General features: G+C 73.3%; 8 protein-coding genes. All 8 read left to right on the top strand.

The window, feature by feature from the left end; translation table 11 throughout:
• The first annotated feature begins 12 nt into the window (after window positions 1-12).
• Complete coding sequence (locus tag ACFC1K_RS11025; protein ID WP_375871633.1) at window positions 13-1152, top strand: serine/threonine-protein kinase; 1140 nt, start codon at window positions 13-15, stop codon at window positions 1150-1152.
• On the top strand, window positions 1152-7121 hold the full coding sequence (locus tag ACFC1K_RS11020; protein WP_375871632.1) for an Ig-like domain-containing protein: 5970 nt from the start codon (window positions 1152-1154) through the stop codon (window positions 7119-7121). Before ACFC1K_RS11025 ends, ACFC1K_RS11020 begins: the two co-directional genes overlap by 1 nt.
• A gap of 55 nt (window positions 7122-7176) precedes the next feature.
• On the top strand, window positions 7177-8142 hold the full coding sequence (locus ACFC1K_RS11015) for a MoxR family ATPase (protein WP_310288326.1): 966 nt from the start codon (window positions 7177-7179) through the stop codon (window positions 8140-8142).
• Window positions 8139-9548: a DUF58 domain-containing protein gene (locus ACFC1K_RS11010; RefSeq protein ID WP_375871631.1), complete on the top strand. Its 1410-nt coding sequence runs from the start codon at window positions 8139-8141 to the stop codon at window positions 9546-9548. The genes ACFC1K_RS11015 and ACFC1K_RS11010 overlap by 4 nt, the downstream gene beginning before the upstream one ends.
• Complete coding sequence (locus ACFC1K_RS11005) at window positions 9545-12106, top strand: transglutaminaseTgpA domain-containing protein (RefSeq protein WP_375871630.1); 2562 nt, start codon at window positions 9545-9547, stop codon at window positions 12104-12106. Before ACFC1K_RS11010 ends, ACFC1K_RS11005 begins: the two co-directional genes overlap by 4 nt.
• Window positions 12103-13680, top strand: coding sequence for a DUF5684 domain-containing protein (locus ACFC1K_RS11000; protein WP_375871629.1), 1578 nt, complete (start codon window positions 12103-12105; stop codon window positions 13678-13680). The genes ACFC1K_RS11005 and ACFC1K_RS11000 overlap by 4 nt, the downstream gene beginning before the upstream one ends.
• Entirely contained in the window at window positions 13677-14258 is a 582-nt protein-coding gene (locus ACFC1K_RS10995) for a hypothetical protein (RefSeq protein ID WP_375871628.1), read from the top strand. The genes ACFC1K_RS11000 and ACFC1K_RS10995 overlap by 4 nt, the downstream gene beginning before the upstream one ends.
• A gap of 349 nt (window positions 14259-14607) precedes the next feature.
• Window positions 14608-14976 (top strand): 30S ribosomal protein S12, encoded by a 369-nt coding sequence (rpsL, locus tag ACFC1K_RS10990; RefSeq protein WP_018171438.1) that lies wholly within the window; start codon window positions 14608-14610, stop codon window positions 14974-14976.
• Window positions 14977-14980 lie beyond the last annotated feature (4 nt).

Below are 14980 nucleotides of genomic sequence, written 5' to 3'. Positions count from 1 at the left end.
GGAGGTGTGCTGGTGGCTGCACGGCTTCCTTCGGCGCCTCCGATCCTTCCGGGGCTCGCCTACATCCGCCCGCTCGGCTCCGGCGGCTTCGCCGACGTCTTCCTCTACGAGCAGGACATGCCCCGCCGCAACGTCGCGGTGAAGGTCATGCCGAGCGACGTGCGCGACCCGGAGCTGCGGCGGATGTTCAACGCCGAGGCCGACGTGCTCGCGCACCTGTCGGCCCATCCCTCGATCGTGACGGTCTACCAGGCGAGCATCTCGGCCGACGGCCGCCCGTACATCGTGATGGAGTACTGCCCGGGCTCGCTCGCGCAGCGGTACCGGGTCGAGCGCGTCCCCGTCGAGGAGGTGCTCGCGACCGGCGTGCGCATGGCCAGCGCGCTCGAGTCCGCGCACCGCGCCGGCCTCATCCACCGGGACGTCAAGCCGAGCAACATCCTCATCACCACCTTCGGCACCCCGGTGCTCGCCGACTTCGGCATCTCGGCCTCACTGCAGCGCAAGAGCGGCGGCGAGGTGCTCGCGATGTCGATCCCGTGGAGTGCTCCGGAGGTCGTCGCCGAGCAGACGAGCGGCACGGTGACGAGCGAGGTGTGGAGCCTGGGCGCCACGGTCTACTCGCTCCTCGCGGGCCACAGCCCCTTCGAGCGCCGCGAGCGCGGGCAGAACACCAAAGAGCTGCTGCGCAAGCGCATCGCGCGCGCCACCTACGTCGAGATCCCGCGGGCCGACGTTCCGGCGTCGCTGCAGGCCGTGCTGGCGACCGCGATGAGCCGCGACCCCGGTCGCCGGTACGACTCGGCTCGGGCGTTCGGCGAGGCGCTGCGAGAGGTGCAGTCAGGGCTCGGCCTCTCGCCGACACCGCTCGAGATCCCCGACGCGGAGTGGTCCCCGGCATCCGCCCCCGTCGATTTCGCGGATTCGGCGCTGCGAGGACCCGCGCGCTCGCACGTCGAGCGCGACCTCACCCGCAAGACGCGCGCCGGCACCGGCGTCGCGCAGCTCGCCCGCGACGAGGACACCGAGATCTCCGCCCCCGCCCGTCGGCGCGGGCGCGCGGTGCTGCCCTGGGCGATCGGCATCGGAGCGGGGGTCATCGCCGGCGCCGGCGCGGTCGTCGTCGCGCTGATGGCCGCGGGGGTGCTCTGATGCGACGCGGCACCATCGCCGGCATCGTCGCCGCCGGCGCGGTGGTGGCCACCGTCATCGGCATCAGCATCGTGTGGCCGGGGCTCGACGCGCAGGAGACCCCCGACGTCGACACCGCGGTCTGGGCGCTGCAGACCGGCGACGGCCGTCGCTACGCCCGCGTGAACACCTCGGTCGGCGAGCTCGACACCGTGCGCAGCATCAGCAACCCCGACCAGGTGGTGCAGACGGGGGATGCCGCGTACCTCTTCAGCGACAGCTACTCGACGCTCACGCGCATCGACGCCGCGATGCCCACCGACCTCGACGAGGAGGCGCTGCAGTCCTCGCAGAAGACCCCTTCCGGCACGACCGAGGTCGTCACCTCCGGGGACTGGGTCGCCTATCTCACCGACTCGGGCGCCGTCTTCGCGGGACGCCTTTCGAGCGGCACGTCGTCGCAGCTCGACCCGTTCGGCGTGGACGACGAGGATGCCCCGCAGTACACCGCCGAGGCGATCGCCGTCGACGAGCGCGGCATGCTGTTCGCGTACTCGGGCGCCGACGGATCGGTGCTGCGCTACGACATCGGCGAGAGCCAGGTGCGCGCGCGCGACGCATTCGACCCCGACGGCCTCGATACGCCGGCCATCACGGCGGCGGGCGACACGTGGGCGGTGGTCGACACCGAGGACGGCGACGTGTGGCTTCGCGGGCAGGATGCCGCGGCCCGAGCGCCGACGACGGGTGCGGTGGTCGTCGGCGCACCGGACGCGCAGGGCACCTCCGTCTATCTCGCCGACGAGACCGGGCTGGTGCGGGTGCCGGCCGACGGGTCGGCCATGGAGACCCCGGTCGGGGACGGCGCAGGAGCCGTGCTCGGCACACCCGCGCAGCCGGTCGCGCACGGTGGCGAGACCTACGCCGCATGGCTCGGCCAGGGCGACGCGGGCGGTCTGCTGTGGCGCTCGAGCGGCGCCACCGCGCCGCTCGACTACGGCGACGAGACGATGGGCGACCAGCAGCGCCCCGTGTTCGTCTCGAGCGACTCCGCGGTCATCCTCAACGACACCCGCTCGGGGTGGGCCTGGTCGGTGCCCGACGGCGCACTGATCCCGTCGAGCCAGGACTGGAGCCTCGACGACCGCACCGACCCCGACGCCGTTCCCAGCGAAGAGCAGCTGCAGGTCGTGCTCGATCCGAAGCCGCCGATCGCCGAGCCCGACGCGTTCGGCGTGCGTGCGGGCGCCCTCGCCTCGCTGCCGGTGCTCATGAACGACCACGACCCGAACGAGGACGTCCTCACGATCGACCCGGCGTCGATCGCCGGGCTCGACCCCGCGTTCGGAACCGTGTCGGTGACCGACGACGACCAGCGCCTCGCCCTCCGGGTGCAGCCCGGCGCGACGGGATCGGCGACCTTCTCGTACGCGGTCACCGACGGCACCACCGAGAGCGGCCTCATGTCCGACCCGACGTCGGTCACGGTGACGGTGGCGGACGCCGCCGCCGACTCGGCGCCGGAATGGTGCGGCGTCGAGCGATGCCTCGTCGAATGGCCCGAACCCGAGGTCGCCCGGGGCGGCACGGTGACCGTGCCGGTGCTGCCGGGCTGGGTCGACCCGGAGGGCGACCCCCTGCTGCTCCTGTCGGTCGAGAACAAGAGCGGCGTCGGCAGCGTCGCGGCGACGCCCGGCGGCGACGTCGTCTACCAGCACGACGACGCCGGTGACGGCGGGGAGCAGCTCGTGGAGCTCGAGGTGACGGTCGCCGACACCCAGGGCGGGACGACCGTGAAGCCGCTCATGATCAAGGTCTCGCCGCAGCCTCAGCTCGCGGCGCAGTCGTTCGCCGTCACCGACACCGTCGCATCCGGGATCACCGTCGACGTCGCCGACCACGTCACGGGCACCGCGGGCACGCTGTCTCTGGAATCGGTGCGGGTGCTCGACGATGCCGCGGCCACGGCGACGGCTGTCAGCGGCTCGACCTCGTTCGACTTCGCGGCGAAGAGTCCCGGCACGTTCCGCGTCGACTTCACGGTGACCGACGGCGTGAGCGAGGCGAGCGCCACGGCCCGCATCACCCTGCTGCCCGCGGACGCGCCGGCCCAGCTGGCCACGTCGCCGGTGGTCGCGTTCGTGCACCCTCAGCAGGACGCGACCCTCGAGATCTTCGACGCCGTCTCGAACCCGACGCGCCGCGTGCTGCTGCTGAGCGACGTCGTCGCGCGGGCGGACGACGGCGCCACGCTGTCGGTCGACGCCGTCGGCCAGAACCACCTCCGCGTGTCGGGGACCACCGCCGACGGCGCCGCCGGACGACTCGGCACCGTCTCGTATGTGGTGAGCGACGGCACCGAGGACGCGGGCGCGAGCGTCGAAGGCGAGGCGACGGTCTACCTGCTGCCACCCGCGCCCGAGCTCGCGCCGATCGCCGTCGACGATGCCGTGATGGTGCGCGCCGGCGCCCAGATCGACATCCCGGTGCTCGACAACGACATCTCGCCTGCCGGCGGCAGGCCGACTCTGAACCCGGCCTCGGTGAGCTCGTCGTCGGAGGGCGCGCTCGCCTTCGCGTCGGGCGACCTGCTCCGCTACCTCGCTCCCGACGAGCCCGGGCAGTACGCGATCGAGTACTCCGTGTTCACGACGGGCGCTCCGGCGCTCGCGGACACCGCGACGGTGCGGGTGACGGTGATCGACGCGGAGGCCAACCGCGCCCCCACCGCCGACACCCTCGAGGGCCGCGTGCTCAGCGGCCAGTCGACCCTCATCGAGTTCGACGACTTCGGCACCGACCCCGACGGCGACGTCGTGACCCTCGACCGCATCGTCGAGCAGCCCGCCCGGGGCGCGGCCACCATCACGGCCGACGGCGGATCGATCATGTACACGAGCGTGCCCGGCGACAGCGGTCAGGTGTCGTTCCGCTACCGCGTCGTGGACGCGTTCGGTGCGACCGCCGACGGGACGGTGCGCATCGGCGTGCTCGACAGCCAGGCCAACCCGAGCCCGGTCACGTTCACCGACTACGTGCAGGTGCAGGCCGGTGAGGGCAACACGATCCGCGTCAGTCCGCTCTCCAACGACGTCGACCCGACCTTGGGCGAGCTGCGGGTCACCGATATCCGTCCCGACGTGCCGGCGACGCTCGTGGACGGCAGCGCCAACCCCGAGTTCGCACGGCTGAACGAACAGATCGTGGGGGCGGACGACACCACGGTGCGGATCGCGGCGGGGGACGAGCCCGCGACGATGTCGTTCCTCTACGACGTCGAGTCCTCCTCCGGCAACACGGGACGCGGTCTCATCGTGGTGCGCGTGGTGCGCGAGAACGTCCCCGACTTCCCGGTCGTCGCCGACACCAACCTCACCGTCGAGACCCGTGAGGGCTTCCCTCGGGGAGTCGACGTGCTGGGCGGCAAGGTCACCTGGTCGGGCGGCGACGTCGACGACCTCGAGCTGTCGCTGTGGGGCGATCCCGACGGCGTCTCGGTGCGGGGCACGCAGCTGCGGGGCGAGCTCCCCGACACCACCCGGCTGATCCCGTTCGCGGTGACCGGTGAGGGCACCGCCGGCGAGGTGACGTCCTACGGCTTCCTCCGCGTGCCGGGCGAGAACGACCTGGCGCTGACGCTGCGCGCGAACGCCGCCTCGCCCGAGGTCACCGAGCTCGAGTCCACCACCTTCGACATGGCGGGCCTCGTCGCGCGCCCCCGGGGGGCGGTGGTCGAGCTCGGCGAGGACGTGCGGGCATCCGGCGCCCGTCCCGAGGCGTCCTGCACCGTCGAGTCGGGCACCGTGGTGCGCTACGACGCGGGTTCGGGCGCACCGTGGGTCGACGCCTGCCAGGTGCCCGTGCGCCTGACCGGCCAGGAGGACTGGACCTACCTCTCGGTGCCGATCGTGGTGCACCCGCGCGACCCGCAGCCGGAGCTTCGGCCGGGATCCATCACGGTCGGCCCCGGTGAGACCGCGACCTTCGACCTCCGGAACATGACCACGTGGCAGCTGCGCCCGGATTGGGACGGGATCGTCTACGCGACCGAGCACGCGGGCACCGCGTTCGAGGTCACGCAGGAGGGCTCCATCGTGACCGTGACCGGCGCGGACCGTGCCGTCCCGGGCTCCGAGGAGGCCGTGCTCGTCTCCGTCACGAGCCACACCTCGGTGACCCCTGCGCGGCTCATCCTCCGCGTCGGCGCCGCGCCGTCGACGCTTCCGCAGGGCGGCTCGGTCGTGCAGCAGTGCTCGCAGGCCGCGGGGTCGTCGTGCACGATCCCCGTGATCGGCGCGGGCGGCGAGGTCAATCCGCTGCCCCGCACTCCGCTCGACGTCGTCGACGTGCGCCCGACGGGCGCGTGCGTCGGGGTGGGCTTCCAGGTGGCGTCGGCGACGTCGATCACCGCGACGTGGACGACGGATGCCCCGGGCGCGACGTGCACCGCCACGTTCTCGGTACGCGACGCCCAGGGTCGCGTGACGAACGCCGAACGCGACGGCCGCGTGCTGCTCGACCTGCTCGGATTCCCGAAGACGCCCGCGAGTATCACCCAGACGGCATATGCCGATGGAGCGGTGACTCTGAGGGTCGATCCGGGCGAGGCTCGACTGGCGTACCCGGCGCTCACCGGCTTCGTCATCCGCTCGGGCGGGCAGGAGGTCGCGCGGTGCACCGCGGACGGCGTGTGCCCCGCGGTCGCCGCGCCCAACGGCGAGCAGCGCACCTATGACGCCTGGGCCGTCAACGCCGTGGGCGAGTCGAAGGCAGGCGTGCGCACCGTCGCGTGGGCGTACGACGCGCCGCTCGCGCCCGCGAGCGTGATCGCCGCCCCGGTCCCCACCGGTGACGGTGCGGGCGGCATCGTGTCTCTCGTCATCGACGGGATCGAGGCCGGCGAGACCGGCAGCCTCGAGATCGCGAGTCCCGCCGGCGAGACGGTGCGGGTGCCGGTGAACCGCAACCAGACGCGCGTCGAGGTGCCCTGGTTCCGCGTGGGCAGCAACACCGGCACGATCGTGACGATCACCCCCTACTCGCGCTTCGACCTCCCGCCCGGGCTCGGCGGGAGCGCGTCGGGCGGGGCCGCGACGGTGCAGACCAACGGCATCGGCAGCCCGCTGTCGCCGCAGCTGACGCTCAGCTCGGTGTCCAACGGCGACGGCACCGCGACGGTGACGGCGCGCGCCTCCGCACAGCGCAATGGCGACGGCTCGGAGCTGCGCTACGGGATCGTGCAGGACGGTCAGCGCTGCACCGTGACCGAGGACGGCGCGACGGCCACCTTCCCCGGCCTCACCGACGGCGAGGAGTACACGTTCCGCGCGTGCGTCGAGTCGTGGGAAGACGGCACGTCGTTCGGCCGCGCGGAGGTCACTCAGAGTGTGCGCGCCTTCCAGTCCGGCAAGGCGCCGCAGAGCTGGACGTTCGTCGTCGACGGCACGCCGAACGTCCAGTCGCAGCGCGCCGACTGGGTGATCCGCCAGAACCCGACCTCGACCGAGGGGCTCCCCAACCGCAATCACGCCGAGTTCCAGGGCTGGGGCGGGAGCACCTCGGTCTTCGGTCAGGATCCCGCCATCCAGGTGCGCTACGTGCACGACTTCTGGGGCACCGTCACCCCGTGGTCGACCGTGACGCCGCGCGCCGGCAGCGCTCCGTACCAGGTGCAGGCGAACTGGACGGTAACCTCCTGCGTCGGCGGCAGCCCGCTCGCCTATCGCGGCCAGTCGTCGAACGCCCCGAACGGCTCATCGGCGGTGTTCACGTTCGGCAACGCCGGCCTGCGCTACTACGACAAGCAGGACCGGCTCCTCACCCACGCCGCCGGCACGTGGGACGTGCCGCAGGGCGCGGTCCGCGTCGACGGCATCTCGGTGTCCGTGAACTGGGACGCCCAGGGCTGGGGTCTGGCCCCCGTGAGCACCGAGTTCTCGGCGATCTGCCAGCCGGGCAACGGCAACCCGGAACCGCCGCCCACACCCTGAGCGGCAGCATCCGCTCTCCCCACGATCTTCCCCACACGACGAAGGACGACACCACATGACGATCACGCAGGAGCAGGCCGACTGGTTCGCGCAGACGTTCGGGCAGATCGCCGACAACGTCGAGCGCGCCGTCCTCGGCAAGCGCCATGTCGTCGAGCTCGTGCTCACCGCGATGCTCAGCGACGGGCACGTGCTCCTCGAGGACGTGCCGGGGACCGGCAAGACCTCGCTGGCGCGGGCGATGGCGCAGTCGGTGCAGGGCACGAACACGCGCATCCAGTTCACGCCCGACCTGCTGCCGAGCGATATCACGGGGCTCAGCGTCTACGACCAGAAGGAGGGCGTCTTCGAGTTCCACGCCGGCCCGATCTTCGCGAACATCGTGCTCGCCGACGAGATCAACCGCGCGAGCCCGAAGACGCAGTCCGCCCTCCTCGAGGTGATGGAGGAGGGACGCGTCACGATCGACGGCGTCTCGCGGGAGGCGGGCGTGCCGTTCCTCGTGCTCGCGACGCAGAACCCCGTCGAGCAGGCGGGCACCTACCGCCTGCCCGAGGCTCAGCTCGACCGCTTCATGATGCGCACGTCGCTCGGCTACCCCGACCACGCGGCGACCGTGCGCATCCTCGACGGGGCGGCCGTGGCGACCGCCGAGCTCACGCCGATCATCACGCCGCAGGCGCTCGTCGGCATGGCCGATCTCGCCGCCGATGTGTACGTCGACGCGCTCGTGCTCGACTACATCGCCCGCCTGGTCGACAGCACGCGCACAGCCGACGAGGTGCGCCTGGGCGTCAGCATCCGTGGCGCGCTCGCCCTGACGCGCGCCGCCCGCACGCGGGCCGCGTCGCAGGGCCGCACCTACGCGACCCCCGACGACGTCAAGACGCTCGCCGTGCCCGTGCTGTCGCACCGCCTGATCCTTCACCCCGAAGCCGAGTTCGACGGCGTCACCCCCGAGACCGTGGTCGGGCAGGTGCTGCTCGACGTGGCACCGCCCTCGAGGCGCGAAGCGGTATGACGAGCCCCGAGCGCCGCGGCGGCGCCACCGGAACGGTGGAGCCGCGCATCACGCGCACCGTCCAGTCCACCGGCACGACCGGCCGCACGCACGTGACCGCCACGGCCACGAGCGTCGGCGAGTCGCGCCGCGGGCGCGCCTTCGTGCGCGCCGCGGTGTGGTGGACCGGCGTGTGGCGGGCGGCGGGCTCGGGCATCACGACCGCGGCCGAGTGGGCCGCTCAGACCATCCGGCCGGCCGGAGCCCTGGTGGCCCTTGCGGCGACCGTGGGACTCGTGCTCGGAGTCGTCTTCGGCTGGGTGGAGTTCATGGTCGCGGGCGCGGCATCCGTCGTCCTCATCGTCGCCGCCGTGCCGTTCCTGTTCGGCGCCCGCGCGTACGACGTCGACCTGTCGCTGACGCACGAGCGGATCGTCGCCGGCGAGGGCGTCACCGGCCGCATCGACGTGCGAAACGACGGCCGCCGCACGGCGCTGCCGGGCCGCATCGACATCCCGGTCGGAGCTGGCCTCGTCGAATTCGGCGTGCCGCTGCTGCGACCGGGGAACGCCGTCGAGCAGCCGCTCGACATCCCGGGTCTCCCGCGCGGCATCGTGAGGGTCGGCCCGGCGACGACGGTGCGCAGCGACCCGATCGGGATGCTGCGCCGCGAGCACTCGTTCCATGACGTGCACGACCTCTACGTCCACCCCCGCACGGCCGCGCTCCCGTCCACGAGCGCGGGGCTCATCCGCGACCTCGAAGGCGCGCCGACGCGCCGTCTGGTCGACGCCGACATGTCGTTCCACGCCATCCGCGAGTACGCGCCCGGCGATTCGCGCCGCCAGATCCACTGGCGGTCGACGGCCAAGACCGGGCGGCTGATGGTGCGTCAGTACGAGGAGTCGCGGCGCTCGCGCATGGCGGTGGTCCTCGCGGCCTGGGAAGCCGAGTACGCGGACGCCGACGAATTCGAGCTGGCCGTGTCGTGCGCGGCCTCGCTGGGCCTGCGCGCCGTCCATGACGCCCGCGACGTGCAGATCGTGACCGGATCGGAGATCCCGCGGGTGGTGCGCGGACGCCTGCGCGCGATCCGGCACATCCCCGCCGCGGCGCCGCGCCCCATGCTGGACGGCTTCAGCGGCGTCGAGCTGCTCGAGAGCACGATGCCCGTGGGCGAGGTGTGCCGCCTGGCCGCCGAGTCGGGCGAGCGGCTGTCGATCGCGTTCGTCGTGGTCGGCTCGCGCGTGCCGCTGACGAGGCTGCAGCAGGCGGCCCTGGCGTTCCCGGCCGACACCGCGGTCGTCGGCCTCATCTGCGACGAGCGCGCGCACCCGCGCATGCAGCCGCTGTCGGGCATGACGGTGCTCACCGTCGGAACCCTCGAAGACCTCTCGGGCCTCCTGCTGCGGGGAGCGACATCGTGAGCGGGCCGATCCCCATGATGGAGCGGATGGATGCTGCGCCCCGCGGTGCGGCCGAAACCCTGGGCGTGCGCGCACCGCGGTTCGTGGCCCGCGTGTGGGTCGGCGCCGGGTTCGCCGCGGTGATCGCCGTCGTCGCGGCCGTCGCCGCGTGGCCGATCTACCGCTCGGGCACCTTCGCGCTCCTCGTGCTGGTGGGCACCCTGGTCGGCGGCGGGATCGCCGCCGTCGCGTGGTGGCGCCGCTGGAGCAGCTGGACCGCGGCCGGTGCGCTGGCGCTCGCGGTGCTGATCCTCGGCGTGCCGCTCGCCGTGCCCTCGCGCCTCGGCACGCCCGACGACCTCGTGCGGGGTCTCGGCGAGCTGGCGAGCGGCCTGGTGCTCGGCTGGAAGGACCTCGTCACCGTCGAGCTGCCGGTGGGCTCGTACCGCAACCTGCTCGTCCCCGCGCTGGTGGTGTTCCTCATCGGAACGTGCACGGTGCTGCTGCTCGCCTGGCGCGAGGATCGCGCGGCCTACGCGGCGGTTCCGGTGGCGCTCGGGATGGTGACATTCGGGCTCTTCTTCGGCCGTACGACCGTGAGCGCCCCGCTCGAGGTCGGCCCGGTGTTCCTCTACGCGCCCGTCGAGACCGCGGTCGGCGTCACCGCCCTCGTGGCGTGCCTGCTCTGGCTGGCCTGGCGCACCCACGACGAGCGCGTCCGCGCACTGCAGCGGGCCGCGGCATCCAGCGGCGTCCGCATCTCGCGGCGCCCCTCCGCGGCCGACCGGCGTCGCACCGCGCTGGGCGCGGGCATGGTCGCGGTCGCCCTGGTGGTCGCGGTGGCGGTCGTGCCGTTCGCCGCGCGCGGCGTGGAGCGCGAGGTGCTGCGCTCGGCCGTCGGCCCCGACATCGACCTGTCGGCCGAGGTGAGTCCGCTTTCGCAGTACCGTGCGCTGTTCGCCGACGCCCGCGCCGACGACGTGCTGTTCACGGTCGAGCCCGTGGTGACGGACGGCGTCGTCGACGCGCTCCCCGCACGCGTGCGCCTGGCGACCCTCGACGCCTACGACGGCGAGATCTTCCGGTCGGGCGGCGAGGGCGCCGTCGACGCCGGCCGGTTCGTCCGCGTGCCGTCGGCCCTCGACGCCGGCGAGGGCACGGCGGTCGCGGCGCGGATCGAGATCGACGCGTGGGACGGGATCTGGATGCCGACCGCCGGCCGGCTCGAGGCGGTCGCGTTCGACGGTGACCGCTCCGCCTCGCTGGCGGACCGGTTCTACTACAACGCCTCGGCCTCCGCCGGCGTGCAGACCGCCGGGGGAGGCTTCGAGTCCGGGGACGCGTTCGTGGTGCGCGGCGTCGAGCCCTCGGCTCCCGCGCTCACCGAGCTCGACGCGCCGGGGAACCCCGGCGGCGTGGCCGCCCCCGACAGCCTCCGGACCTGGATGGACGAGCATGCGGTCGGGTCGGGCGGCTCGGCCCTCGCGGGCCTGGTCGCGCTGCTGCGCGAGCGCGGCTACCTCAGCCACGGCCTCGACGAAGGGGCGCAGGAGCCGGCCTGGGCGGCGGCCCTGCCCGACTACGCGTTCCAGCCCAGCGCCTCGGGCCACTCGCTCGCCCGCGTCGACACGATGTTCGCGCGCCTGCTCGGACGCGAGACGGACCAGAGGTCCGTGGCGTCCGGGAACTACGTCGCGGCGATCGGCGACGACGAGCAGTTCGCCGTCGCGGTGGCGCTGATGGCGCGGGAGCTCGGATTCCCGTCGCGGGTCGTGCTGGGAGCGAGACTGTCCGCGACCGAGCCCGATCTCGCGACGTGCGACGAGGGCGCCTGCCGCGCGCAGGACCTCACCGCGTGGACCGAGGTGCAGTCGGCGGCGGGCGAGTGGGTCGCGGTCGACGTGACTCCGCAGCATGCGCAGTCGCCGAGCCTCGACACGACCGAGCAGCGCGACCCCGAGAACGTCACCGAGGTGCGCCCCGACTCGGTCGAGGAAGTCGTGCCGCCGGACCCCGCGCAGGAGGACTCCGCCGCCGATCGCCCCGCCGACGAGGACACCGGCGCCGACCTGGCGTGGCTCTGGCCGATGCTGCGGATCGGCGGCATCGCGCTCCTGGTGCTCGTGCTCGCACTCGGTCCCTTCCTCATCGTGATCGGCACGAAGGCCGCCCGCCGTCGCTCCCGCCGGCGCACCGGCACACCGGCGACCCGCATCGCGGGCGGGTGGGACGAGTACGTCGACGCGGCGCTCGACAGCGGGCGCGCGGCATCCCGGACCGCAACCCGCAGCGAGCTCGCCGCAGCATTCGCCACGCCCGCGGGGGTCGCGCTCGCGCGAGACGCCGACCGCGCCGTGTTCTCGCACGCGGACCACTCCGCCGACGCCGCGCGGCGCTACTGGGAGGCCGTCGACGCTGAGCGAGGCGCCCTGCGCCGCGAACGCGGGTTCTGGCGCGGAGCGCTGGCGACCGTATCGTTGAGATCGTTGTTCCGTCCGATGGCGCCCGAACCGGGCGGCCGCACGCGATTCGCCGAGAGGGGGAGACGACGGGCCGAGCCCGTGCGTCCCACGCCATGAACGCCACAGATGCCACTGCAGCCGTCTTCGGCACGCTGATCAGCCTGCTGCTGTTCGCGGGTCTCTACGTCTGGACCGCGCTCGCACTGTCGGCGGTGTTCCGCAAGTCCGGCGTCGAGGCCTGGAAGGCGTGGGTGCCGGTCCTCAACACCATCGTGCTCCTGCAGCTCGCAGGACTCTCGCCGTGGCTGGTCGTGCTCGCGTTCATCCCGTTCGTCAACATCGCGTTCCTGGTGGTCTGGGCGATCGCGCTGTACCGCGTCAACGTCGCCTTCGGCTTCGGCGCCGGCATGACCGTCCTCGGCTTCCTGCTGTTCCCGGTCTGGGCGTCGATCGTCGGCTGGGGGAGCGCGCGCTGGGTCGGACGCGAAACCGATGCCGGAACCCGCGCTCCCTTCGGCGCCGGCGTGCGGCGCACGTCGGGCGAGACGGCGACGCTTCCTCCCCTGCCGCCGTTCCCGACTCCCGGTGCACGGACCGACGGGGCCGGGTATCCGCCTGCGCCGACGGCCGTCCCGCCGGTGCCGACGAGCGCCGGCGCAGGGTTCGCGCCGCCCCCCGCCGACGTTCCCCAGGCGCCGGTGGTTCCGGCTCCAGTGGCAGCTCCGCCTGCGCCCGCATCCGCCCCAGCCGCCGCTGCGCCCGTGGCGCCTCAGGAGTCCGCCGCGGCCGACGTCGCGCCGCCGGCCGCGGGGTGGACGCCCCCGCCGCTGCCGGGCCGCCCCGTCTCCGCGTCGCCCACCGAGGCGGGCGGCAACGGCACCGGCGACGCGGACCCGTGGCAGGGCTTCGCGCTCGACGGGATCGACCTGAGCGCCGAGGTCACGGGGGCCGTGCCCGGTGCTCCGGCGCCCATCTCCGCCGTGCCCGCCACGCCGCTCGCATCGCTCCCGACCGCCGCCGCATCGCCCGCGCCGGCCGGGCCCACGCGCACCGCCGCCGAGCCGTTCACGGCTCCCGACGCCGCGACCACCGGCGAGGAGGGCATCACGCGTCCCCCCGTCACCCGCGTGCCGGCGGCCCCCTCTGAGGGCGACGACCGCGAGCCGTGGGCTCCCGCGCGCTCGCCGATGAGCGAGGCCGACGCCTTCCCCGAGACCTCCGGACCGGTGTCGGCGATCTACGGCGCGCCCGACGCCGGCTCACCGCGATCGGCGCGGTCGTCGGTGTCGGCATTCCACAGCAAGCCCGAGATCCCGGACGAGCAGGACCTCCTCGAAGAGACGATCATCGCCCGCCGCAAGCGCACCGACTGGGCGCTCGTGCCGCCGACCGGCGAGCCCGTCGCGCTCTCGTCGGAGGTCGTCATCCTGGGCCGCCGGCCCGCCGCCGACCCGGACCACCCGAGCGCGCAGCTCGTCTCGATCCAGGACGGCACCGTGTCGAAGACGCACGCGCGCCTCCAGCTGCGCGACGACAAGTGGTACGTGACGGACCTCGATTCCACCAACGGCGTGCTGTTCGCGACCGTGATGGGCACCGAGGTCGAGGCCCCTCCGGGTGAGGAGGTCGAGGCCGGCGACCGGTTCCTGCTGGGCGACGCCGAGGTCCGGCTGCGCCGGAGCGACGGGTGATCGATCCCGACGAAGAGCGCACCGCCTTCTCCCGACGGAAGACCGCGGCGGCCCCGCCGGACGACCACGACGCGTTCGACGAGCGGACGCTGCCGTCGAGGCGCTCCTCGACGGAGATCGACGCCGTCGACGACACCGTGATCGCGGGGAGGTCGGCGGTCGCCTCCGACTCCGAGATCCCCACGCAGGCCGCGACCGAATCGGCGCCGGCCGGCCCGCGACGGACCGCCCATCCGCCGGCACCCGAACCCGGCGATGCCTCCGCAGCCGCACGGCGCGCCGCATCCCCGTCGCCGGTGGCCCCGGAGCCCGCCGGAGAGACTTCGGCGGCGCCCGGCCGGGTCGCGGCTCCGCCCGCATCGGCGGCGGACGCCTACCGCGCCCGCGCCGTCCCTGCGGTCACCGCGGTGCGTGCAGAGCCGGTTCGCCGCACGCCGCAGGATCACGTCGACACGGCTGCCGCCCAGGCGACCCGCAGGCGTCGCCGACGCCGGCGGATGATCGTGGTCGTGGCCGCGGCATCCGTCCTCGTCATCGTCGTCGCGCTGGCGCTCGTCGTCCTCCTGACGACCGGCTGACGGAGACGCCGGAAGGCGATCTCGGCCGTGTCGCGGCGTGTCGTCGTCCGGTTGGGGCTGCAACGTGCTTCCGCGTTTGCCCGACCCCCGAATCCCACGTATCATGGATCGGGTGTGCGCTCACGCGCGCCGTCGACCGTGCCTCGGCGCGGGAACCGGTGCGAGCGCCGCATCTCAGGGAACAGCCTGCGAACAGGCCACCCCCACGGCATACCCACCAACGAAAGCGCGACAGTCATTCTGGCGCGTCGGTGGGTCAGCGTGAGCCCGCAGCGTCACGAATCGAAAGATCCGGATGCCGCGGGGGAGACCACGACGCTGTCACCGTGCAGCACAACAAGGAGAGAACGTGCCAACCATTCAGCAGTTGGTTCGCAAGGGTCGCTCGCCCAAGGTCTCGAAGACCAAGGCGCCGGCGCTCAAGGCGAACCCGCAGCAGGCGGGTGTCTGCACCCGCGTGTACACGACCACCCCGAAGAAGCCGAACTCGGCGATGCGCAAGGTCGCCCGTGTCAAGCTCCGCAACGGCACCGAGGTCACCGCGTACATTCCCGGCGAGGGCCACAACCTGCAGGAGCACTCGCTCGTGCTGGTCCGCGGCGGTCGTGTGAAGGACCTCCCCGGTGTCCGCTACAAGATCGTCCGCGGTGCGCTCGACACCCAGGCAGTCAAGAACCGTAAGCAGGCTCGCAGCCGCTACGGCGCGAAGAAGGGCTGAGAAA

This window comes from Microbacterium sp. NPDC056057 (assembly GCF_042266945.1).
In the GTDB taxonomy this organism is placed as follows: Bacteria; Actinomycetota; Actinomycetes; order Actinomycetales; family Microbacteriaceae; genus Microbacterium; species Microbacterium trichothecenolyticum_C.
Note: the sequence above shows the minus strand (reverse complement) of the source record. Positions and strands in the feature narration are given on the sequence as shown.

Coding starts and splice junctions, on each gene's coding strand:
- ACFC1K_RS11020 (WP_375871632.1), top strand. CDS start 1,152: ATGCGACGCGGCACCATCGCCGGCATCGTCGCCGCCGGCGCGGTGGTG.
- ACFC1K_RS11015 (WP_310288326.1), top strand. CDS start 7,177: ATGACGATCACGCAGGAGCAGGCCGACTGGTTCGCGCAGACGTTCGGG.
- ACFC1K_RS11010 (WP_375871631.1), top strand. CDS start 8,139: ATGACGAGCCCCGAGCGCCGCGGCGGCGCCACCGGAACGGTGGAGCCG.
- ACFC1K_RS11000 (WP_375871629.1), top strand. CDS start 12,103: ATGAACGCCACAGATGCCACTGCAGCCGTCTTCGGCACGCTGATCAGC.